The following is a 21,321-nucleotide window of genomic DNA, read 5'->3' as shown; positions in this document are numbered from 1 at the left end:
TCCGACCTGCCGCCCTGACCAGCGGCGACGCAAACGAGCAGCCGAGTACGACCCCCAGGATCCACGGCACGCGCGGGGGCGGCCCCCGCAGGGCGGGCCTCCCCAAAGGCCCGCCGCCACGCCTGGGGGTGACCTTTGTCTCCGGTTCACAATGCCGGTGTGCCGACTCTGATCGCTTCGGTGCAGCGCGCGCTGAGGCTGTTGGAAGCGGCGGGGTCCCATAGCGGGGGAGCCCCGGCGAAACAGCTGGCGCGCGAGGCCGGACTCCCGCTTCCCACCGCGTACCACCTGCTGCGCACTCTGACGCACGAGGGCTATCTGCGCAGAGTGGGCGGAGTGTTCGTACTGGGCGAGGCCGCGGCGCGGCTGGCCGGCGGGGGACTCCAGCAGAAACGTCGCAGCATGATCCTCGACTCGCTCGCGCACTTCCGCGACACGGTCGGGGCCCCCGTCTACTTCGCGATCTACCGCGAGGGTGAGATCGAGGTCGTGGGTGTCTCGGACACTCCGGCCAGCCCGGCCTGCGAGGAGTGGGCCGACTTCCGTGAGACCGGCCATGCGCACGCCATCGGGCAGTGCCTGCTCGGGCAACTCGACGAGAAGGCGCGCAAGGACTACTACGACCGTCATCCGGTCGAGGCCATCACCCCCTATACCGTCCGCGATCTACGGTCCCTCGAAAACCGGATCGAGGCGTTCGGGCGAATGCAGCCGGTGATCGAACGTCAGGAATATGCACTCGGCACGATCTGCGCCGCCATCCCCATGATGGCCGGCGATACGGTCGCGACCATGGCCATTTCTCTACCTCTCCACCAAGAAGAACGATTGCGCTATGTAGTCAATCGGCTACGGAGTGAAGTAGGCGCGCTGTTGAGCACCCTCTCGTTCTCTATCAGTATCTGAAAACTCACTCCTTGTGATCTGCTACCGCTTCCACCACTCTTGTCAAGTGGGTCTTGGGGGATCATTCCTGGCCACTTCAACTACAGCGGGGTAGTCAATGCGCGAGTCGGTACAGGCAGAGGTCATGATGAGCTTCCTCGTTTCCGAGGAGCTCTCGTTCCGGATTCCGGTGGAACTCCGGTACGACGCACGCGACCCCTACGCGGTCCGCCTGACCTTCCACCTTCCCGGAGACGCGCCCGTGACCTGGGCGTTCGGCCGGGAGCTCCTTCTCGACGGCATCAACAAGCCGTGCGGTGACGGCGATGTGCACATCGCCCCCACCCACCCGGAGGATCTGTCCGACGTCCACATCCGCCTCCAGGTCGGCGGCGACCGGGCCCTGTTCCGCGCCAGCGCGGCCCCGCTCGTCGCGTTCCTCGACCGGACCGACCGGATCGTTCCGCTCGGACAGGAGCGCAACCTCGGGGACTTCGAGGAGAACCTCGACGAGGCCCTCGGCAAGATCCTCGCCGAATCGCAGCAGAACGAGCGGAACGCCGGCTGATCAGCGCTTGCGCCGCCGGCCCCGGCCGCGGACCGGCCCGGTGGCCGGGGCAGCGGCCGGGGATCCCGGTCGGTCGGCGGAAACCACCAGCGCGGCCAACGCCGTTGTCACGGGGACCGAGGCCACCAGGCCGATCGACCCCACGAGGGTCCGTACGATCTCCTCCGCCACCAGTTCGCTGTTGGCCACCGAGCCCATGCTGCTGTTCGCGATCGAGAACAGCAGGAGCAGCGGCAGCGCGGCACCCGCGTAGGCCAGTACCAGTGTATTGACCACCGACGCGATGTGGTCGCGACCGATCCTGATCGCCGCCCGGTAGAGGGCGCGCGGCCCCATCGAGGGGTCCGCGTGGTGCAGTTCCCATACCGCCGACGTCTGGGTGACCGTCACGTCGTCGAGTACGCCCAGCGATCCGATGATCACGCCTGCGAGCAGCAAACCGCTCATGTCGATGTCCGGGTACAGCCCGTGGATCAGCCCGGTGTTGTCGTCGGTGTTGCCGCTGAGGAACGCCCAGTCGATGAATCCCGAGCCGAGAAGCCCGATCAGCAACAGCGAGACGAGCGTGCCGAGGACGGCCACCGAGGTACGGGCGGTCAGCCCGTGGCACATGTAGAGCGCGATCAGCATGATGGCGCTCGCCCCGACCACCGCGACGACCAGCGGGTTCGAACCCTGCAGGATGGCCGGGAGGATGAAGAGGGTCAGCACGCCGAAGCTGACCACCAGGGCGACCAGCGCGAACAGCCCGCGCATGCGCCCGACGAGGACGACGGCGGCCGCGAAGATGCCGGCCAGCAACGCCATCGGAAGCTTGCGGTTGACGTCGATCACCGAGTACTGGAGGTCGCGCGGCGCGTCCGGCGCGTACGCCACCACCACCTCCTGGCCGTCATTCAACTGCCGTGGCGCCCCCGGCTGGACGATCTCCACGAAGGTGCGGCCCTTGTCCGGGCCGCTGCTGACCTCGACGGTCGCCTTCTTGCACTCACCGGTCTGCCGGCCCCGTGCCTGGGCGCCCTCCGGGTCGGAGGGGTTCTCGGCCGGCGGCGCCTGCGCGGCGTTCACGCTCTTGCAGTCGACCTGTTCGAGGGCGGTGACCACACCCTGCTGCGTCTGCCGGTCGAAGCCGACCCCCGTGCGCTCGTGGCCGGGGGCGCCGCCCGGCCAGAGCACCACCATGCCGACGAAGACGGCCGCCGCGAAGGGGATCAGTACGGCGGCGATGACCTTGCGCAGGTGCTTCGAGACGGGGGCCGCCGGGCCGTGTCCATGGCCGTGTCCGTGGCTGTGGCCGTGGCCGTGGCCGTGGTCGTGGCCGTGGTCGTGGGACCGGTCCGAGGAGCCCCCGCCGGCGTCCCCTCCGGAGATCCCGTCGGCATGCGGGTCGGCATACGGGTCGGAACGGCCGCCTGAGTGCGGGGCGAAGTGCCCGTCGGACGGTCTGGCGGACGGTTCGGGGCTCGCATGCGGGTGGCCGATGTGGCCATGGGTCTCTGTGGGCTCGGTGGGGGGCTGCGGCGAGGGCGTCACCAGCAGATCATCGCAAGAGATGAGGGGGCCCACTGTTCAGCACGCCATGGATGACGCTAGCGTGGGGGCACCTTTGCACAACGCGGGAGCTCGGAGCACCGGGCTGAGAGGACGCTGATCACCGTACGGGCATCACAGATGCGTACGGGAAGAGGCTGCGTCGACCGCCGAACCTGTTACCGGGTAATGCCGGCGTAGGGAGATCAGGTCTCATGACCATTCAGGACGCACGCACGCCTGCCGTCAGCCAGGACACCGACGGCCAGACCGAGCGCCAGCCCGGCTGGCACAAGGGATACCTCGCGGGCTCCCGCCCCGACCTCCGGGTGCCGGTCCGCCAGGTCCACCTCACCAACGGCAAGGACGTGACGCTCTACGACACGTCCGGTCCGTACACCGACCCGCAGATCGAGACCGACGTCCGCCGCGGCCTCGCGCCCCTGCGCGAGAACTGGATCATCAGCCGCGGGGACACCGAGGAGTACGCGGGCCGCCCCGTGCGCCCCGAGGACGACGGCATCAAGCACACCTCGCCGCGCGGTGGCCTCAAGAACCTCGACGCGGTCTTCCCGGGCCGCCCCCGTCAGCCCCGCCGCGGCCGCGACGGCGCCGCCGTCACGCAGCTCGCGTACGCCCGCCGGGGCGAGATCACCCCGGAGATGGAGTACGTCGCGATCCGCGAGAACGTCTCCCCCGAGGTCGTCCGCGAGGAGATCGCCGCAGGTCGCGCCGTGCTTCCGGCGAACGTGAACCACCCCGAGATCGAACCGATGATCATCGGCAAGCGGTTCCTGGTGAAGGTCAACGCCAACATCGGCAACTCCGCGGTCACCTCCTCCATCGAGGAGGAGGTCGACAAGATGACCTGGGCGACCAAGTGGGGCGCCGACACGGTCATGGACCTCTCGACCGGCCGCAACATCCACACCACCCGCGAGTGGGTGCTGCGCAACTCCCCCGTCCCGATCGGCACCGTGCCGCTCTACCAGGCGCTGGAGAAGGTCGACGGCCGCGCCGAGGACCTGACCTGGGAGATCTACAAGGACACGGTCATCGAGCAGGCCGAGCAGGGCGTCGACTACATGACGGTCCACGCCGGCGTCCTGCTGCCCTACGTGCCGCTGACCGCCCGCCGCAAGACCGGCATCGTCTCGCGCGGCGGCTCGATCATGGCCGCGTGGTGCCTGGCGCACCACAAGGAGAACTTCCTCTACACGAACTTCGAGGAGCTCTGCGACATCCTCGCGACGTACGACGTCACCTACTCCCTCGGTGACGGCCTGCGCCCCGGCTCGATCGCGGACGCCAACGACGCGGCCCAGTTCGCCGAGCTGAAGACGCTGGGCGAGCTGAACACCATCGCCAAGCGGCACAACGTCCAGACGATGATCGAGGGCCCGGGCCACGTCCCGATGCACAAGATCAAGGAGAACATCGACCTCCAGCAGGAGATCTGCGAGGAGGCGCCGTTCTACACGCTCGGCCCGCTGACCACGGACGTCGCGCCCGCCTACGACCACATCACCTCGGGCATCGGTGCCGCGATGATCGCCTGGTGGGGCACCGCGATGCTCTGCTACGTGACGCCCAAGGAGCACCTGGGCCTGCCCAACCGCGACGACGTCAAGACCGGCGTCATCACGTACAAGATCGCGGCGCACGCCGCGGACCTGGCCAAGGGGCACCCGGGCGCCCAGGAGTGGGACGACGCCCTGTCGGACGCGCGGTTCGAGTTCCGCTGGGAGGACCAGTTCAACCTGGCCCTGGACCCGGACACGGCCCGCGAGTTCCACGACGAGACCCTTCCGGCGGAGCCGGCCAAGACCGCGCACTTCTGCTCCATGTGCGGCCCGAAGTTCTGCTCGATGAAGATCTCGCAGGACATCCGCCGTGAGCACGGCGGGGACCTGAAGGCGGAGGAGATCCAGGCGGGCATGGCGGAGAAGTCCGCCGAGTTCGCGGCCTCGGGCAGCCGCGTCTACCTGCCGCTGGCCGACTGACGCACGCGGTCGTCGGGCAGAGCAGGACAGGCGGACGGACAGAGCCGCAGGACAGGCAAACGGCACAGCACAGCTGACGGCGAGGACCCGCGACCCTATGGGGGGAGTCGCGGGCCCTCTCCCTCAGGCCACCACCTGGTACTCCGGGTCCAGCTTGTGGCGGGCGAAGTCGACGTTGCCGAGGACCCGGGCCCGCTGGTCCTCGGGGAGCGACCCCTCCTCGAGGAGGCGCTCGCTGCAATCCAGCGACTCCTGGTAGGCGCCCGTCCAGTACGCGGCCACCGCCAGCTCGTCGAGTGCGCGCCACTCGTACCAGTCGGGCTCGACGAAGAGGATGTCGTCGGGACGCGGGATCCGTACCGCCTGCCGGGCGAACATGTACGCCAGTGGCCAACGGCTCCCGACCCGGCACAGGCGGGCGAGATCACCGAGGGCCTCGGCGCGCGTGGGGCGGCTCTCGTACGCGCGCAGGTACCGGTCCATCACCTCGGCCGGCGGTCTGTCGAGGTGTGCCGCGAGCCGCGCCGCGTAGAGCCGTGCGCAGTAGGCCTCCTCGGCGAATCCGCCCATGTCGGCCCGGAGGTCGTAGGCGGCCAGCGACTTCGCGGGCTCGCCCGCGTCGCGCCAGCTCTGGGCGAGGTAGAACGCGTAGCGGGTGTTCTCGGGCTCTTCGAGCAGCCCTTGTTCGAGGATCCGCGCGTCGCGCAGGTACTTCTCCCGCTCGCTCCCCTCCCGGCCGCGCGCCCCGCCGCCGACGATGAGGATGTTGGCGCCTTCGAGGACTCCGTTGCTGTACGAGCCTTCGCAGTGCAGGTACTCGTGCAGTACGCCGACGTACCGCCAGGGCAATCGGGTGGAGACCAGGGCGGGACGCCAGTGGATGACGGGGCGGTGGTGCACCGCGAGGCGGTAGGTGTCGAGGGTGAGATCCGGCATGCGGAATCCGGGCTGCACCTCCATCACGTCGTCGGCGTCGAGGAACAGCAGGTAGTCCGCGGCGGGGCGGGCGAGTTCGATCGCCTCGGTGCGGCTGGCGCCGAATCCCTGCCATGGCCGTTCGTGCAGCACGCCGGGCAGATCGCCGAGGAACTCCCGGATGATCTCCTGGGTGCCGTCCGTCGAGCCCGTGTCCACGATCACCCAGGTGTCGATCAGGGGGCGTACGGATTCGAGGCACCTCCGGATCACCGGTGCCTCGTTCTTGACGATCATGTTCAGGCAGACCGTTGCTCTCAAGGTTCCCGTCCATTGTCGCGATGAATGGCCCGAATCCCGGGACGCTAACGATCGCTTCCGGCCCGTTGCCCATGACTCGCCGTGCCGGGGCTCCATCCGACGTAGAACAGGCGGCCATAGGGATTGGACCGCTGGGCCGATCCGCTGATGTCTGTGCGAGGCGTCGCCGCGGACGCGGCCGGGATCCCCACCATGACGCAGGCGGGCTGATTGTCAGACCGCAGATCGTTCGGATCCGGTTCAGAAGGAGCGACGTACATGACCCCCGAGAACAGGCCCAGGCCCCGTCTGGGCCCGCTGCCGAGACGCGGCAGCTGGCTGACTGGCGGAACCCTCGCATCCCTCGCCCTGGTGATGGCGGGAGTCGCGAGCCCCGCGATGGCCGCGGCGCAGAGCATTCAGGCAGCCGAGACGGTCGTCGCGGCCACCCCGGCCGGTGGGGGTGACTGCAAGGAGAAGCCGAAGGGCAAGCACGACAGGCCGAGGTCCATGGCTGTCGAGGCCGCGGGAGGCCACGACAAGTGCGACGAGGGCAAGCAGGGGCCGCCCGGACCTCCCGGACCGCGAGGCCCGAAGGGCGACACGGGCCCCGCCGGCGCGACGGGTGCGACGGGCGCCACGGGTAACGATGGTGCTCCGGGTGCGACGGGTGCGACCGGTAACGACGGTGCTCCGGGTGCCACGGGCGCGACGGGTGCCACGGGTGCCAGTCTCTGCGTCGACATCGACTCCGTCCGCGACAACAACGACCGCGAGTTCAAGGCCGTGGTCCCCGGCGACGGCAACACCTACGCCGGTATCCGCGAGCTGTCGAACGGTGGCGCCACGGTCGGACCTTGGACCTGGTACGACCTGACCTTCAACCCCACGGGTGGCTACCCGGCGGACGCCTGTGGGGTCTCCATCGGGCACCAGGCCAACCGACTGGTGATCGAGGTGGTCACGGAAACAGGCTTGATCTACGAGACCTTCTGTACCGTCCAGCCCGGTCCCGGCACCCTCACCTGCAACGGGGTATGGAACCTGGACAACCCGCAGCCGGAGCCGGGTGACCCGGCCCAGCGCCGAGGCCCCGCCACCGCGCCGATCCGCCCGATGGACCCCAACCACCTGCCGAAGACCCTGAAGTAGCGAACGAGGTCAGTTCTGGCCCGGCGAGTGTTCCGGGCCGCCGAAGTCCGGGCTCGTGAAGTCCGGAGGTGTGTAGCCGGGCCGGGGGCTCTCCGACGGAGACCCCGGACTGGTGAAGTCCGGCCGGCTGTATCCCAGGTTGGGGATGCGGCCGGCCGCCGGCGTGCGGGGGGTGGGAAAGCCCGGCCCGGCGCTCGGGTCGGCCAGCGCGTCCCGCAGGAACGGGATGATGCCGCGCTCCAGCAGCGCGTGCCGCCAGGCCTCACGGGCCCGTGCGACCTCGTCGGGTATCGCCTCGGTCTCGTCCGCCGCCACCTCGGTCGCGCTGTTGCGGACGGCCGTCACCAGCAGCCCGATCACCGCGAAGAGCAGGGCGGCCGCGGTGAGTCCGCCGAAGAGCCAACCCGCCGTCAGCATCGTCTCGGCGAAGGCCGGTTCCGGCTCGATCATCTTCAGGATGTAGCCGACGAGCAGGAAGATCAGCATGGCGGTGCCCGCCAGGACCGGCGCGAGGACCGCGACCACGGCGCTGATGCCCGCGCCGCCACCGCCGCCCTGGGTGTCGTCCTCGTCCACCGTCGTGCCGGGCGAGGCCAGGACCCCGTCGCGTCGTTCCTCGCGGACCTTCACGTAGTGGTCGTACTCGGCGGCGGCCGCGGCCGCCAGCAGGGCGCTGGCCCCCTGGGCCATGGTGCGCAGCTGTTCGGCGTTCAACCGTTCGCCGAGGGTGGCGAGCTCGGGCCGCTCGTGCGCGGCGCGCAGCGCCTCGTCGACGAGCCGATCGAACTCCGGTCGGTCTTCGGTCAGCAGGTGCGGAGCGCTGGTCATGTGCATCCCCCGATGCTCCGTAGAAGCCGGTATGCCCGCGTAGACCCGGGCGCCGGCACAAACGGAGGAGAGCCTGCTACGGATAGAGCGATGGTAGAGCGCCCACGCCACGCCGTGACAGGGGCTTTGCGGAAATACCCCTCTCCGTAAGCTCTCAGTCGCTCAGGGGGAGTTGTACGACAAGCAGTTTGCCTGCCATCGTCACTCCGCCGTCCATCGCGATGGCCAGCCCCTCCGCGTACACGTGCGGGCCGTCCACGGCCTCGGGGCCGCGCGCGTCGTCGCCGTCCTCGGTGCCGACCTCGCCGAGCAGGTACGGGATGGGGCTGTGCCCGTGGACGACGCGGCTGCCGCCGTAGGTGTCGAGGAGTTCCCGTACGGCCGCGGGCCCCGTTCCCTCGTCGCGGAAGGCGAACCGCTTGGTGAACTTGCGGAAGAGGTCCCAGGTGATGTCGGCGTCACCGCGGTTGAGGAGCTCGTGGATGGTGTCGTTGACGTCCTCGATGGAGTCGCCGTAGTCGAGGTAGGCCGTGGTGTCGGAGTGCAGCAGCAGGTGGCCCTCCTCCAGGACGGCCGCGTCCAGGCGCGACATCCACTGCAGGTGGACGTCCTGCAGGCGCTCCATGTCGGTGCGCTGGCCGCCGTTGAGGAGCCAGGCGGCCTGGAAGGTGGCGGTGCCGGCGCCGGAGACGACCGGGGTGTCGCCGAACCGCTTGGCGCCGATGAGTAGGAGTTCGTGATTGCCCATCAGGGCCTTGCAGTAGCCGCCGGCGGCGGCGGCCTCGGCGGACAGCCGCATCACGAGGTCGATGACGCCGATGCCGTCGGGACCGCGGTCGGTGAAGTCGCCGAGGAACCAGAGTCGGGCGTTGCCGGCGGACCAGCGGCGCTCCGAGTCGATCAGACCCTGGGCGTGGAGTTCGGTGACGAGCTCGTCGAGGTAGCCGTGGACGTCGCCGACCACGTAGAGCGGGCCGGGGCCCGCGGTCTGCTCCTGGGGCACGTACTGGACCTGGACGGTGTCGCCGGGGCCGCCGAGTGCGCCACGGCCGATGACGGGCAGGTCCCGGTAGGTCGGCGTGTAGCCCTCGGGTTCTTCCTCGTCGGGGGCCTGGGTCGACGCGTGCGCCGGTTCCACGACGGCGTGCGGGTGGAGACGGGTGTCGGGGTACGAAGGCTGCTGCGCGGGCTGCTGAGGCCCGGCCGGCTGCTCCGGTACCGCCGGCTGCTGCGGCACGACCGGCCGCAGTACGGGCGGCTGCGGCGGATAGCCCGGCTGCGGGGGCGTGTTCGGCGCGCCGTCCTCGTAGTACGCCGGGTACTCGCCGTAGACCGGAGTCTCGCCGGGCAGCCCGGTGGACGTGGATACGGCGTACAGGGCGGGTTCGGTGACGGGAACCCGGAAGTCCCGCAGCGTGTCCGTCCGCATCGCGGGTCCCTGACCGGCCCCCTGAGTCATCGACCCCTCCACCACCGTCGCGCTGCCGTACACCTGCGGACCCTCCTGACCTCCAGGGAGGAGGGTCCGTGATGTCGTGCGCCCATCATAGGAATGCGGCTCGCGCTCTGTGACGCACCAGGGGTGGTGAATCCTTTACGGAGCGGAACGTTCCTACCGTTTTCTACCGATATCGGTGTTGCGGAAATCGTCGGCCGGTCCTTGGTCGGTGCTCGGGCGGTGTTCGGATGACCTTCGGACGGTCCTGGGTCGGCCCTTCGACAGGCCGACCGGACGGTCGGCCTGTCAGTCCTGGGCCGGCGAACGGGGTGGGCTGACGGTCGTGCGGGGCTGCCTGCGCTGCGACGAGGTACGGATGATCAGCTCGGTCGGGACGACCTGCTCGACGGGGCGTCCCGTGTTCACTCCCTCGATCGCGTCGATGAGGAGCTGGACGACGGCGGTCCCGATGCGGCGGGGTTTGAGGGACAGGGTGGTGATGGGCGGCTCGGTGTTCGCGTAGACGGTGGACTCGCTGCAGCACACGAGCAGCAGGTCCTCGGGGACGCGCAGGCCGTAGCGGCGGGCGGCGGCGAGCAGATCGGTGCCGTTGGGGTCGAAGAGCCCGTAGACCGCGTCGGGCCGGTCGGGGCGGGCGAGGAGCCGATCGGCGGCGACGGCGCCCGCGCACGGGTCGTGCGCGGGGTAGGACTCGTAGACGGGGTCCTGGCCGACGCGCTCGCACCAGCTGAGGTAGGCGGTGGTGGAGAGCCGGGTGTAGGTGTCGGTGGTGGTCCCGGTCAGGAGCCCGATCCGGCGGGCGCCGGCGGCGGCGAGGTGGTCGAGCAGGCCGAGTACGGCGGCCTCGTGGTCGTTGTCGACCCAGGCGGTGACGGGGAGGGAGCCCGCGGGGCGGCCGTCGGAGACCACGGGCAGACCTTGGCGGACCAGTTCGGTGACGACGGGATCGTGGTCGGAGGGGTCGATGACGACGGTGCCGTCGAGGGCGACGTTGGACCACACGTCGTGGCGGGAGGTGGCGGGGAGGATGACCAGGGCGTAGCCGCGGGCGAGCGCGGCGGAGGTGGCGGCCCTGGCCATCTCGGCGAAGTAGGCGAATTCGGTGAAGGTGAAAGGTTCATCCCCGTACGTCGTCACGGTCAGGCCGATGAGGCCGGACTTGCCGGTACGGAGGGTGCGGGCGGCGGCCGACGGGCGGTAGCCCAGCCGGTCGGCCACTTCGCGAACGTGGCGGCGGGTGGCGTCGGGCAGCCGTCCCTTGCCATTGAGCGCGTCGGAGACGGTTGTGATGGAGACGCCCGCCGCGGCGGCCACGTCCCTGATGCCGGCCCGGCCCTGTCGGCCGGCGGCCCGCCGGGTGGTCTCGGTCCGGCTCACCTGATGCTTCCCTGCTGCTGTCATGGCGAGCCGATAGTAGGGCTCGGTGGGGAGGGTGGTCCGGGTGCATATGCAGGCGTTGACAGGCACGTTTCTGCATGGTTCGCCACCCCCAATGACCTTGGAAATGAAGGTGTTTGATCGCTGAGGGTGAGCGTGGAGCTTGTCGTCGGGTCCGGGCATGCCAAAACGATGTGATCCCGGACGGTTCTCAACTCACCTGCACGAGGGATGCGCGCCACGGCGCAGGCCACCGGCGCGCGCATATATGCGTGCGCTCCCCCGCATTCCTGGCGCCCCCATTCTCGGAACGGCGGAATCCTCATAAGGTGAGCAGTATTGAGTCGACGGCGACGTCGGACGGGACGGTCGAGGAGGACCTGCGGTGAGCGAGAAGAGCCCGAAGCTGCGCGCCGAGCTGGATGGCATTCCGACGTACAAGCCCGGCAAGCCGGCTGCCGCGGGAGGGCCTGTCGCGTACAAGCTGTCCTCGAACGAGAACCCGTACCCGCCGCTGTCCGGCGTGCTGGAGACCGCGGTCGCCGCGGCCGGGAACTTCAACCGGTACCCCGACATGGCCTGCACCGGCCTCGTGAACGAGCTCGCCGAGCGCTTCGGCGTGCCGGTCGAGCACATCGCCACGGGCACCGGCTCGGTCGGTGTGGCCCAGTCGCTGATCCAGTCGACCGCCGGTCCGGGCGACGAGGTGATGTACGCCTGGCGCTCCTTCGAGGCCTACCCGATCATCACGCAGATCTCGGGCGCGACCTCGGTGCGGGTTCCGCTGACCGACGGGGACGTGCACGACCTGGACGCGATGGCCGCGGCGATCACCGACCGGACCCGGCTGATCTTCGTCTGCAACCCGAACAACCCCACCGGCACGGCCGTGCGCCGCGCCGAGCTGGAGCGCTTCCTGGACCAGGTGCCCTCGGACGTCCTGGTGGTCCTGGACGAGGCGTACCGCGAGTTCGTCCGGGACGCGGACGTACCGGACGGCATCGAGCTCTACCGGGACCGCCCGAACGTCGCCGTGCTGCGTACGTTCTCCAAGGCGTACGGGCTGGCCGGCCTGCGGGTCGGCTTCGCGGTGGCGCACGAGCCGGTCGCGGCGGCGCTGCGCAAGACGGCGGTGCCCTTCGGTGTCAGCCAGCTCGCGCAGGACGCGGCGGTGGCCTCGCTGCGCGCCGAGGACGAGCTGATGGGTCGCGTGGGGGCGCTGGTGAGCGAGCGCACGCGGGTGCACGAGGCGCTGATCGCCCAGGGCTGGACCGTGCCGGACACGCAGGCGAACTTCGTGTGGATGCGGCTGGGGGAGCGGACCGGAGCGTTCGCGGAGGCCTGCGAGAAGGCCGGTGTGGTGGTCCGGCCCTTCGCGGGCGAGGGCCTGCGGGTCACGATCGGTGAGACCGAGGCGAACGACCTCTTCCTGCACACGGCCGAGGCGTTCTTCAAGGAGCTCTAGGCGCTGCCGGCGGGATCTGCCGGTCCTGCCGGATCGCCTTGGGCGACTGATGCGACTGATGCGACTGACGCGACTGACGCGACTGAGGCGGCTGAGGCGGCTGAGGGGCTCAGGCGAGTTCCACGCGGACGGGATCGCCGTCGCGGACGGTGGACAGCAGGCGCGGGTCGCCGTCGAAGGAGCCGAGCACGTTGCACGGACTCGCGAGGCGGCTCTCGCCTGCGCGTGAGATCGGCGTGGGGCCGTAGGGCAGCGCGAGTGCGTCGCCCTCGGTCCAGAACGCGACCGTGCCCGGGGCGACGACCTGCTGGGCGTCGTTCTCCAGGACGACGGAGACCCCGGTGTCGAAGTAGACCTCCTCGCCCCACGTGTTGGCGGAGGCGGAAATCGGGAGGGCCTCGACCAGCGCCTTGCTGGTCGGGGTCTCGTCCAGGGTTGCGGTGAGCTGGCCCGCGGGCCAGGAGATTCGTATCTGCATGAGCTGAATTCAACAATCTGTTGAATAAATTGGCTAGAGGGGTACCCCCCTCGAAGGTGGCCGAGAGTGGTACGACATAATGCTTGTGAATGTGAACGCGTTCACAAGCGTGTCCTGCTTCCTCCCGGTATGGGGGAACCCGCCAGGCAGACTGCGGCTGTGACCACGGCGACGACAAGGAGAAGACGACGTGGACCTAGCTTTGGCGCCGGAGACATTGGCGCGATGGCAGTTCGGCATTACGACCGTCTACCACTTCCTCTTCGTGCCCCTGACGATCTCGCTCGCCGCCCTGACGGCGGGCCTGCAGACCGCGTGGGTGCGCACCGAGAAGGAGAAGTACCTCAGAGCCACGAAGTTCTGGGGAAAGCTCTTCTTGATCAATATCGCGATGGGTGTCGTCACCGGCATCGTCCAGGAGTTCCAGTTCGGCATGAACTGGTCCGACTACTCGCGATTCGTCGGCGACATCTTCGGGGCCCCCCTGGCCTTCGAAGCGCTGATCGCCTTCTTCTTCGAGTCGACCTTCATCGGTCTGTGGATCTTCGGATGGGACAAGCTGCCGAAGAAGATCCACCTGGCGTGCATCTGGATGGTGTCCATGGGCACCATCCTGTCCGCCTATTTCATCCTGGCGGCCAATTCCTGGATGCAGCACCCGGTCGGGTACCGCATCAACGAGGAGCGGGGCCGGGCCGAGCTCACCGACTTCTGGCTCGTGCTGACCCAGAACACCGCGCTCACCCAGTTCTTCCACACCATCACGGCCGCCTTCCTGGTCGGTGGCGCGTTCATGGCCGGAATCTCGGCCTTCCACCTGGCACGCAAGAAGCACATCCCCGTGATGCGGAGCTCGCTCCGACTCGGCCTGATCGTCATGATCATCGCCGGTATGGGTACCGCGATCAGTGGTGACCTGCTCGGCAAGGTGATGTTCAAGCAGCAGCCCATGAAGATGGCCGCCGCCGAGGCGCTCTGGGACGGCGAGGCGCCGGCTCCCTTCTCGGTCTTCGCCTACGGCGACGTCGAGAAGGGCCACAACAAGGTCGCGATAGAGATCCCGGGCCTGCTGTCCTTCCTGGCCAACGACGACTTCACCTCCTTCGTCCCGGGCATCAACGACGTCAACAAGGCGGAGCAGGAGAAGTTCGGCCCCGGTGACTACCGGCCCAACATCCCGGTCGCCTACTGGGGCTTCCGCTGGATGATCGGCTTCGGCATGGCCTCCCTGGGCGTCGGAGTGCTGGGCCTGTGGCTGACCCGCAAGAAGTTCATGTTGTCGCCGGGGCTGCGTACCGGGGAGGACGAGGTTCCCCACCTGGTGCTCTTCAAGAAGCCGCTGAGCCCGAGGTTCGCCGACCTGTACTGGCTCGTCGCGCTCTGGACGATGGGCTTCCCGCTCATCGCCAACTCCTGGGGCTGGATCTTCACCGAGATGGGCCGCCAGCCCTGGGTCGTCTACGGGGTCCTTCGGACCCGGGACGCGGTCTCGCCGAACGTGTCCCAGGGCGAGGTGCTCACCTCGATGATCGGCTTCACGCTCCTGTACGCGGTGCTGGCCGTGATCGAGGTCAAGCTCCTCGTCAAGTACGTCAAGGCCGGACCGCCCGAACTCACCGAGGCAGACCTCAACCCGCCCACCAGGATCGGCGGGGACGACAAGAACCCCGACCGGCCCATGGCCTTCTCGTACTGAGGCAGAGGAGCGCCCACCATGCAACTCCACGACGTCTGGTTCGTACTCATCGCCGTCCTGTGGACCGGCTACTTCTTCCTGGAGGGCTTCGACTTCGGGGTCGGCGTCCTGACCAAGCTGCTCGCCCGGGACCGCACGGAGAAGAGGGTCCTGATCAACACGATCGGGCCCGTGTGGGACGGGAACGAGGTCTGGCTGCTCACCGCGGGCGGTGCCACCTTCGCCGCCTTCCCCGACTGGTACGCCACCCTCTTCTCGGGCTTCTACCTGCCGCTGCTGCTCATCCTGGTCTGCCTCATCATCCGTGGCGTCGCCTTCGAGTACCGGCACAAGCGCCCCGAGGACCGGTGGCAGACCAACTGGGAACACGCGATCTTCTGGACCTCGCTGATCCCCGCGTTCCTGTGGGGCGTCGCCTTCGCCAACATCGTGCGCGGCGTCCGGATCGACGAGAACAAGGAGTACGTCGGCACCTTCCTCGACCTGCTGAACGCCTACTCGATCCTCGGCGGCCTGGTCACCCTCACCCTGTTCACCTTCCACGGAACGGTCTTCACCTCGCTCAAGACCGTCGGTGACATCCGGGACCGCTCGCGGAAGCTGGCGACCCGGCTGGGCGTCGTGACCGCCGTACTGGCCTTGGTCTTCCTTGTGTGGACCCAGGTCTCGCGCGGTGACGGCACGAGCCTGATCGCGATGATCGTCGCGGTACTGGCGCTGGTCGGGGCCCTCGGCTTCAACCTCGTCGGCCGCGAGGGCTGGTCGTTCGCACTGTCCGGGGTGACCATCGCGGCCGCCGTCGCGATGCTCTTCCTCACGCTGTTCCCGAACGTCATGCCGTCCTCGCTGAACGAGGCCTGGAACCTCACGGTCACCAACTCCTCGTCCAGCGCGTACACCCTGAAGATCATGACCTGGTGTGCGGCCGTGGCCACCCCGCTCGTGCTGCTCTACCAGGGCTGGACGTACTGGGTGTTCCGCAAGCGGATCGGGACGCAGCACATCGTCGATGTGCACTGATCCGTCCACCGATCCGTGCGTCGACGGGGTACCGGGCCCCGCACCCGGTCCCCGCGACGCATGACCCGCCTGTCCGGCTGACGACCTCCCCGAGGGGATGTTTCACGTGAAACCGATCGACCCGCGCCTGCTCCGGTACGCCCGGTCCACCCGCCTCTTCCTGGGGGCGGTGGTGGCCCTGGGCCTTGCCGGGGCGGGGCTGGTCGTCGGTCAGGCGATGCTGATCGCCGAGATCGTGGTCGGAGCCTTCCAACAGGGGCTCGACGGCCAGGCGCTCCGCAGCCCCCTGCTGCTGCTCGCGGCGGTGGCGCTCGGCCGCGGGCTGATCGCCTGGCTCACGGAGCTGGCCGCGCACCGGGCGGGGGCGGCGGTCAAGTCGGAGCTGCGGCGCCGGCTGCTGGACCGGGCCGCGGAGCTCGGGCCCGGCTGGTTGGCCGGGCAGCGAACCGGATCACTGGTGTCACTGGCCACCCGTGGCGTGGACGCGCTCGACGACTATTTCTCCCGTTACCTGCCCCAGTTGGGGCTCGCGGTGGTCGTGCCGGTGGCCGTGCTGGCCCGCATCGTCACCGAGGACTGGGTGTCGGCGGCCATCATCGTCGTGACGCTGCCCCTGATCCCCGTTTTCATGATCCTCATCGGTATGGCCACCCAGTCCCGGATGGACCGCCAGTGGCGCCTGCTGTCCCGGCTCTCGGGGCACTTCCTCGACGTGGTGGCAGGGCTTCCCACCCTCAAGGTCTTCGGCAGGGCGAAGGCGCAGGCCGAGTCGATCCGCAAGATCACCGATGACTACCGACGCGCGACGATGCGGACCCTACGCATCGCCTTTCTCTCCTCCTTCGCCCTGGAGCTGCTGGCGACCCTGTCGGTGGCCCTGGTGGCCGTGACCATCGGCATGCGACTGGTCCACGGCGAACTGGACCTCTACACCGGGCTGGTCATCCTGATCCTGGCGCCCGAGGCGTACCTGCCGCTGCGGCAGGTGGGGGCCCAGTACCACGCTGCGGCCGAAGGGCTGGCGGCCGCCGAGGAGATCTTCGAGGTCCTGGAGACCCGCACCACCGGTGCGACCGGTACGGCCGAGCTGCCGGCCGGGGCTCCCCTGAGGATCGAGATCGAGGGCATTGCCGTCCGTTACGAGGGCCGCGGAGAGGACTCGCCCCGGCCGGTCTCGCTGACGGTCGGGCCGGGAGAGTGCGTGGCCCTGACCGGCCCCAGCGGAGCGGGAAAGTCCACACTGCTCCAGGTGTTGCTGGGATTCGTGACGCCGACCTCCGGGCGGATCCGGGTCGCGGGCGTGGACCTGGCCGAGCTGTCGCCGGCGCAGTGGCGGCAGCGGATCGCCTGGGTGCCGCAGCGGCCGCACCTGTTCGCCGGAACGATCGCGGAGAACGTACGGCTGGCCCGTGCGGAGGCCTCCGACGCCGATGTGGCCGAGGCGTTGAAAGATGCCGGGGCCTGGGAGTTCGTGACCGCGCTGCCGCACGGGGTGGAGACCCTGCTGGGCGAGGGCGGTGTGGGGCTGTCCGCAGGACAGCGGCAGCGGCTGGCCCTGGCGCGCGCGTTCCTGGCGGACCGGCCCGTGTTGTTGCTGGACGAGCCGACGGCGGCGCTGGACGGCGAGACCGAGGCGGGGATCGTGGACGCGGTCCGGCGGCTCTCCCATGGACGGACCGTGCTACTGGTCGTGCACCGGCCGGCGCTGCTCGCCGTCGCGGACCGGGTGGTGACGATGGCGGCGGGCGACGGCCCCGAGGGGCGCCTCTCCGATCGACCACTCCCCCACCGCGGCGCTTTCCCGGTCGGCGCCGAACCGCTGCCCTCCGGCGCGGCCGGCGACCGCGGTGAGCACCTCCCCGACACCGGCGAGTGGATCCTCGGTGGGGCGCGTGAGCGGGCGGGGGTACCTGTCGACGGTACGACCGGTGCGGGTGCGGGTGCGGGTGCGGCGGGTGCGCGTGCGAGAGATCCGCTGCGCCGGGTGCGAGCGGTCGCCAGGGCGTGGCAAGGACGGTTCAGGCTCGGTCTGTTGCTCGGCGCCCTGGCCGTCGGATGCAGCGTCGGCCTGATGGCCGTGTCGGGCTGGCTGATCTCGCGGGCCTCGGAACAGCCGCCCGTGCTCTATCTGATGGTGGCCGTCACCGCCACGCGGGCCTTCGGAATGGGCCGTGCCGTCTTCCGGTACGCCGAGCGGCTCGTCTCGCACGACGCCGTGCTGCGGATGCTCGCCGATCTGCGGGTATCCGTGTACCGCCGACTGGAGCGCATCGCCCCCGCCGGGCTGCGCGAGCACCGGCGCGGGGACCTGCTGGCCCGGCTCGTGGCCGACGCCGACGCACTGCAGGACCACTGGCTGCGTTGGCTGCTGCCGGTCGGCACCGCCGTCCTCGTCGGAACGGGCTCGGTCGCCTTCACCGCCTGGCTGCTACCCGAGGCCGGAGCCGTGCTCGCCGTCGGACTGCTCGCCGCCGGTATCGCGGTACCGCTGGTCAGCGGGGCCTGTGCCCGCCGTGCCGAGCGCAGGCTCGCGCCCGCCCGGGGCGAACTGGCCACCCGGGTGGCCGATCTGCTCACCGGGACCGCGGAGCTGACCGTGGCCGGAGCACTGGAGGACCGCAAGGGCCGGACGCGAGAGAGCGACGGCCTGCTGACGCGCATCGCCGCGCGGGGCTCCGCCGCGGCCGGACTGGGCGGCGGCCTGTCGGCTCTGGTGTGCGGGCTCACCGTCGTGGCCGCCGCGGCCGTCGCCGCGAACGCCGTCCACGACGGACGGCTGTCCGGGGTGGCCATGGCCGTCGCGGTGCTGACGCCGCTGGCCGCCTTCGAGGCGGTGAACGGGCTTCCGCTCGCCGTCCAGTACCGGCAGCGGGTGCGCCGTAGCGCCGAGCGGGTCTACGAGGTCATCGACGCGCCGGTCCCGGTCGCCGAGCCGGAGCAGCCCACCGAGGCCCCCACTTCGCCGTTCCCGCTGCGATTGACGGGGCTCACCGCCCGCCACCCCGGCCAGGAGCGTGCCGCGCTGCGGGACCTGGACCTGACCCTGGAGGCCGGCCGCCGCATCGCCGTCGTCGGTCCCTCGGGATCCGGCAAGACGACCCTGGCCCAGGTCCTCCTCCGGTTCCTGGACCCTGCCGACGGCGCGTACAGCCTGGGCGGGAGCGACGCGCGCACGCTCGACGGCGATGACGTCCGCGCTCTCGTGGGCCTGTGCGCCCAGGACGCCCACATCTTCGACAGCTCGGTACGGGAGAACCTGCGCCTGGCCCGGACCGGGGCGAGCGAGGAGCAACTGCGGCAGGCGCTGGCCTCGGCCCGCCTGCTGGAGTGGGCCGACGGCCTTCCGGACGGACTGGACACGCTGGTCGGCGAGCACGGCGAGCGGATCTCGGGTGGCCAGCGCCAACGACTGGCCCTGGCCCGGGCGCTGCTCGCGGACTTCCCGGTGCTGGTCCTGGACGAGCCGGCCGAGCATCTGGACCTGGCCACGGCGGACGCCCTCACCGCGGACCTGCTCGCCGCGACGGAGGGCCGGACCACCGTGCTGATCACGCACCGGCTGGCCGGCCTGGAGGCGGTCGACGAGGTGCTCGTGCTGGACCGTGGCGAGGTGGTGCAGCGTGGCCCGTACGCGGAGCTGGCCGCCGCCGAGGGACCGCTGCGGCGACTGCTGGAGCGGGAAAGGACGACGGACGGAACTTTGGCCAACTTTCCCCGCCAATAGGGACTAACTACGCTCAGGACCATGTCAGCGCAGCAGTCGCAGGAATCACCGGATCCCTCGTCGGGGCCCTTGCCGGATCCGTTGCCGGGACCCCTGGGACCACCGGGTCCGGCGCGGGTCTCGGAGGCTCCGGATCCGCTGGTGGCCGCCGCCCAGGCCACCCGGAGTCTGCAGGGCCTGTCCACCGAGCTCACGGCCCGGGTACCGCAGCTGCTGGAGGCCATGAGGTCGGTCGGGACCGGACTCGAACTGCACTCCACCCTGGACCGCATCTGCGAGACCGCGGCAGAGCTCGCGGACGCCCACTACGCGGCGATCGGCGTCGTGGACACGGAGGGCCGTGGGCTCTCGGACTTCGTCACCCACGGGATCAGCCCCGCACAGGCCCGGAGGATCGGACACCGCCCCGACGGGAAACGGGGTCTGCTCGGAGCACTGATCTCGCACTCGGACACGGTGCGGCTCGCCGACCTGACGAAAGATCCGCGCTCGGCCGGGTTCCCGCCGCACCACCCGCCCATGAAGACCTTCCTCGGAGTGCCGATCCGGGTGCAGGGAGAGATCTTCGGCAATCTCTACCTCGCCGAGAAGAACGGCGGCGGCGAGTTCAGCGACTACGACGTACACATGGTCCGGGTGCTGGCCACCGAGGCGGGCATCGCCATCGGCAACGCCCGGCTGTACGAGGCCGCCACCCAGCGCGAGCGCTGGATCGACGGATCGGTGGCCGTCACCACCGCCCTCCTGTCCGGCGGGGACGCGGACGACGCCCTCGCGGTGGTCGCCGAACAGGCCCGCCGGCTGGCCGACTCCGACGCCGGGATCGTCATGCTGCCGGCCGACGAAGGCGGGATGGAGATCGTCGCCGTCTCCTCCGAGAACCCGGCCACCTCGCTCGGTGTGGTGGTCCCGGCCGAGAGCCCGGTGGTCGATCGGCTGCTGGAGGGCGAGCCGGTCTTCGTGGACGACGCCGCGTCCGACCCCCGCATGACCAGTGAGCTCACCAGCCGGTACGGCCCGTGCATGCTGCTGCCGCTGCAGAGCGGCGGGCGGGTGCTGGGTGCGTTGGTCACGCCCCGGGCCCGCGGCGGGCGGGCGTTCACCGAGGTCGAGCGGACCCTGGCCACCCAGTTCGCCTCTCAGGCGGCGCTCGCCCTGATGATGGCCGAGGCGCAGCGCGACCGTGAGCGGCTGGCGGTGTTCGAGGACCGTGACCGGATCGCCCGCGACCTGCACGACCTGGTCATCCAGCGGCTCTTCGCCACCGGGCTGATGCTGGAGGGCGCCCAGCGCCGGACCGCCGTCCCCGAGGTGCGCGACGGAGTCGGCAAGGCGGTGGACGAACTGGACGTGACGATCCAGGAGATCCGGACCGCGATCTTCGCCCTCCAGCAGGGTCCGGCGGAGGCCCCGTCCGGGTTGCGCACCCGGGTGCTACGGGAGATCAACATGGCTGCGGTGCCCCTGGGCTTCAAGCCCGCCCACCGTTTCCTCGGCCCGATCGACACGGTCGTCGGTGAACTGGTGGGCAAGAACTTGATCGCGGCGCTGCGCGAGGCGTTGTCCAACGCCTTCCGTCACGCCGAGGCGAGCCGGATCGACGTGGTCATCGACTCCACCGTCACGCTCGCCGACGGCCGGCCCGGGGTCCGGCTGGAGGTCGCCGACGACGGGGTGGGCATCCCCGAGGGCGGCCGCCGCAGCGGGCTTCGGAATCTGCGCCGCCGGGCCGAGTCACTGGGCGGTGCGAGTTCGTACGGCCCGGGCATCGGCGAGGGCGGCGGCGGGACCACCGTGGTGTGGGAGGCCCCGCTCGAACCGGCGGTCTAGTAGGGCTTTGTTAGGTACCCCGGATGATCAAGCAGGAGTAGGGTTGTGATCTTCTTTCAGGTGTGACACCTGAGGAGATGGAAGAGGTCCG

Annotated in this window: 15 protein-coding genes and 1 riboswitch; of the genes, 9 read left to right on the top strand and 6 right to left on the bottom strand. The window is 70.0% G+C overall.

All coding sequences use genetic code 11. The annotated features are described in order from the left end of the window. The first annotated feature begins 159 nt into the window (after positions 1 to 159). Entirely contained in the window at positions 160 to 906 is a 747-nt protein-coding gene (locus ACGFYY_RS17700; RefSeq protein WP_393710347.1) for an IclR family transcriptional regulator, read from the top strand. Positions 907 to 1,003: 97 nt separating this feature from the next. Beyond that, positions 1,004 to 1,453 carry an SsgA family sporulation/cell division regulator gene (locus ACGFYY_RS17695; protein WP_365264830.1) on the top strand — a complete coding sequence of 150 codons (450 nt, stop codon included), beginning with the start codon at positions 1,004 to 1,006 and terminating at the stop codon, positions 1,451 to 1,453. On the opposite strand, the gene ACGFYY_RS17690 is transcribed toward ACGFYY_RS17695, so the two are convergent. Further along, positions 1,454 to 2,986, bottom strand: a complete 1,533-nt coding sequence (locus ACGFYY_RS17690) for a YibE/F family protein (RefSeq protein WP_393710345.1) — start codon at positions 2,984 to 2,986, stop codon at positions 1,454 to 1,456. A gap of 72 nt (positions 2,987 to 3,058) precedes the next feature. Then, positions 3,059 to 3,204: riboswitch (TPP riboswitch) on the top strand. On the opposite strand from ACGFYY_RS17690, the gene thiC reads away from it, so the two are divergent. Beyond that, positions 3,199 to 4,986, top strand: coding sequence for a phosphomethylpyrimidine synthase ThiC (gene thiC, locus ACGFYY_RS17685; protein ID WP_109779312.1), 1,788 nt, complete (start codon positions 3,199 to 3,201; stop codon positions 4,984 to 4,986). Its footprint overlaps the riboswitch before it by 6 nt. Before the next feature lie 123 nt (positions 4,987 to 5,109). On the opposite strand, the gene ACGFYY_RS17680 is transcribed toward thiC, so the two are convergent. Beyond that, positions 5,110 to 6,222 (bottom strand): glycosyltransferase, encoded by a 1,113-nt coding sequence (locus ACGFYY_RS17680; RefSeq protein WP_393710342.1) that lies wholly within the window; start codon positions 6,220 to 6,222, stop codon positions 5,110 to 5,112. A 258-nt stretch (positions 6,223 to 6,480) separates the two neighbouring features. On the opposite strand from ACGFYY_RS17680, the gene ACGFYY_RS17675 reads away from it, so the two are divergent. Continuing rightward, entirely contained in the window at positions 6,481 to 7,353 is an 873-nt protein-coding gene (locus ACGFYY_RS17675) for a hypothetical protein (RefSeq protein ID WP_393710340.1), read from the top strand. A 9-nt stretch (positions 7,354 to 7,362) separates the two neighbouring features. On the opposite strand, the gene ACGFYY_RS17670 is transcribed toward ACGFYY_RS17675, so the two are convergent. The 3 genes from ACGFYY_RS17670 to ACGFYY_RS17660 all read right to left on the bottom strand — a co-directional run bounded on the left by ACGFYY_RS17670 (position 7,363) and on the right by ACGFYY_RS17660 (position 11,041). Then, positions 7,363 to 8,187, bottom strand: a complete 825-nt coding sequence (locus ACGFYY_RS17670; protein ID WP_393710338.1) for a hypothetical protein — start codon at positions 8,185 to 8,187, stop codon at positions 7,363 to 7,365. Positions 8,188 to 8,335: 148 nt separating this feature from the next. After that, positions 8,336 to 9,655 carry a metallophosphoesterase gene (locus tag ACGFYY_RS17665; RefSeq protein ID WP_393710637.1) on the bottom strand — a complete coding sequence of 440 codons (1,320 nt, stop codon included), beginning with the start codon at positions 9,653 to 9,655 and terminating at the stop codon, positions 8,336 to 8,338. 270 nt (positions 9,656 to 9,925) lie between these two features. After that, positions 9,926 to 11,041, bottom strand: coding sequence for a LacI family DNA-binding transcriptional regulator (locus ACGFYY_RS17660; protein WP_030010171.1), 1,116 nt, complete (start codon positions 11,039 to 11,041; stop codon positions 9,926 to 9,928). 361 nt (positions 11,042 to 11,402) lie between these two features. Here ACGFYY_RS17660 and hisC point away from each other — a divergent pair, with 361 nt between their 5' ends. After that, positions 11,403 to 12,482, top strand: coding sequence for a histidinol-phosphate transaminase (hisC, locus tag ACGFYY_RS17655; RefSeq protein ID WP_365264843.1), 1,080 nt, complete (start codon positions 11,403 to 11,405; stop codon positions 12,480 to 12,482). A gap of 109 nt (positions 12,483 to 12,591) precedes the next feature. Here the strand turns inward: hisC and ACGFYY_RS17650 are convergent, their stop codons facing one another. Beyond that, positions 12,592 to 12,960 (bottom strand): cyclophilin-like fold protein, encoded by a 369-nt coding sequence (locus ACGFYY_RS17650; RefSeq protein WP_393710335.1) that lies wholly within the window; start codon positions 12,958 to 12,960, stop codon positions 12,592 to 12,594. Positions 12,961 to 13,150: 190 nt separating this feature from the next. Here ACGFYY_RS17650 and ACGFYY_RS17645 point away from each other — a divergent pair, with 190 nt between their 5' ends. The 4 genes from ACGFYY_RS17645 (at position 13,151) to ACGFYY_RS17630 (ending at position 21,230) form a co-directional block, all read left to right on the top strand. Beyond that, the gene (locus ACGFYY_RS17645; protein WP_393710333.1) at positions 13,151 to 14,656 is read left to right on the top strand and encodes a cytochrome ubiquinol oxidase subunit I; all 1,506 of its coding nucleotides are present in this window, start codon (positions 13,151 to 13,153) and stop codon (positions 14,654 to 14,656) included. 18 nt (positions 14,657 to 14,674) lie between these two features. Continuing rightward, positions 14,675 to 15,676 (top strand): cytochrome d ubiquinol oxidase subunit II, encoded by a 1,002-nt coding sequence (gene cydB, locus ACGFYY_RS17640; RefSeq protein ID WP_393710331.1) that lies wholly within the window; start codon positions 14,675 to 14,677, stop codon positions 15,674 to 15,676. Between the two features lie 106 nt (positions 15,677 to 15,782). Continuing rightward, a complete protein-coding gene (gene cydD, locus ACGFYY_RS17635; RefSeq protein ID WP_393710329.1) occupies positions 15,783 to 19,400 on the top strand; it encodes a thiol reductant ABC exporter subunit CydD in 3,618 nt (1,205 codons plus the stop codon). Positions 19,401 to 19,421: 21 nt separating this feature from the next. Continuing rightward, positions 19,422 to 21,230, top strand: coding sequence for a GAF domain-containing sensor histidine kinase (locus ACGFYY_RS17630; RefSeq protein WP_393710327.1), 1,809 nt, complete (start codon positions 19,422 to 19,424; stop codon positions 21,228 to 21,230). The last annotated feature ends 91 nt before the right edge of the window (positions 21,231 to 21,321 follow it).

The sequence above is a fragment of the Streptomyces sp. NPDC048331 genome (genome assembly GCF_043201215.1).
Lineage (GTDB): Bacteria > Actinomycetota > Actinomycetes > Streptomycetales > Streptomycetaceae > Streptomyces.
Note: the sequence above shows the minus strand (reverse complement) of the source record. Positions and strands in the feature narration are given on the sequence as shown.

Excerpts from the sequence above, each read along its gene's own strand:
- ACGFYY_RS17695 (WP_365264830.1), top strand. The coding sequence starts at position 1,004 with ATGCGCGAGTCGGTACAGGCAGAGGTCATGATGAGCTTCCTCGTTTCC.
- thiC (WP_109779312.1), top strand. The coding sequence starts at position 3,199 with ATGACCATTCAGGACGCACGCACGCCTGCCGTCAGCCAGGACACCGAC.
- ACGFYY_RS17675 (WP_393710340.1), top strand. The coding sequence starts at position 6,481 with ATGACCCCCGAGAACAGGCCCAGGCCCCGTCTGGGCCCGCTGCCGAGA.
- ACGFYY_RS17670 (WP_393710338.1), bottom strand. The coding sequence starts at position 8,187 with ATGCACATGACCAGCGCTCCGCACCTGCTGACCGAAGACCGACCGGAG.
- ACGFYY_RS17660 (WP_030010171.1), bottom strand. The coding sequence starts at position 11,041 with ATGACAGCAGCAGGGAAGCATCAGGTGAGCCGGACCGAGACCACCCGG.
- ACGFYY_RS17650 (WP_393710335.1), bottom strand. The coding sequence starts at position 12,960 with ATGCAGATACGAATCTCCTGGCCCGCGGGCCAGCTCACCGCAACCCTG.
- cydB (WP_393710331.1), top strand. The coding sequence starts at position 14,675 with ATGCAACTCCACGACGTCTGGTTCGTACTCATCGCCGTCCTGTGGACC.
- ACGFYY_RS17630 (WP_393710327.1), top strand. The coding sequence starts at position 19,422 with ATGTCAGCGCAGCAGTCGCAGGAATCACCGGATCCCTCGTCGGGGCCC.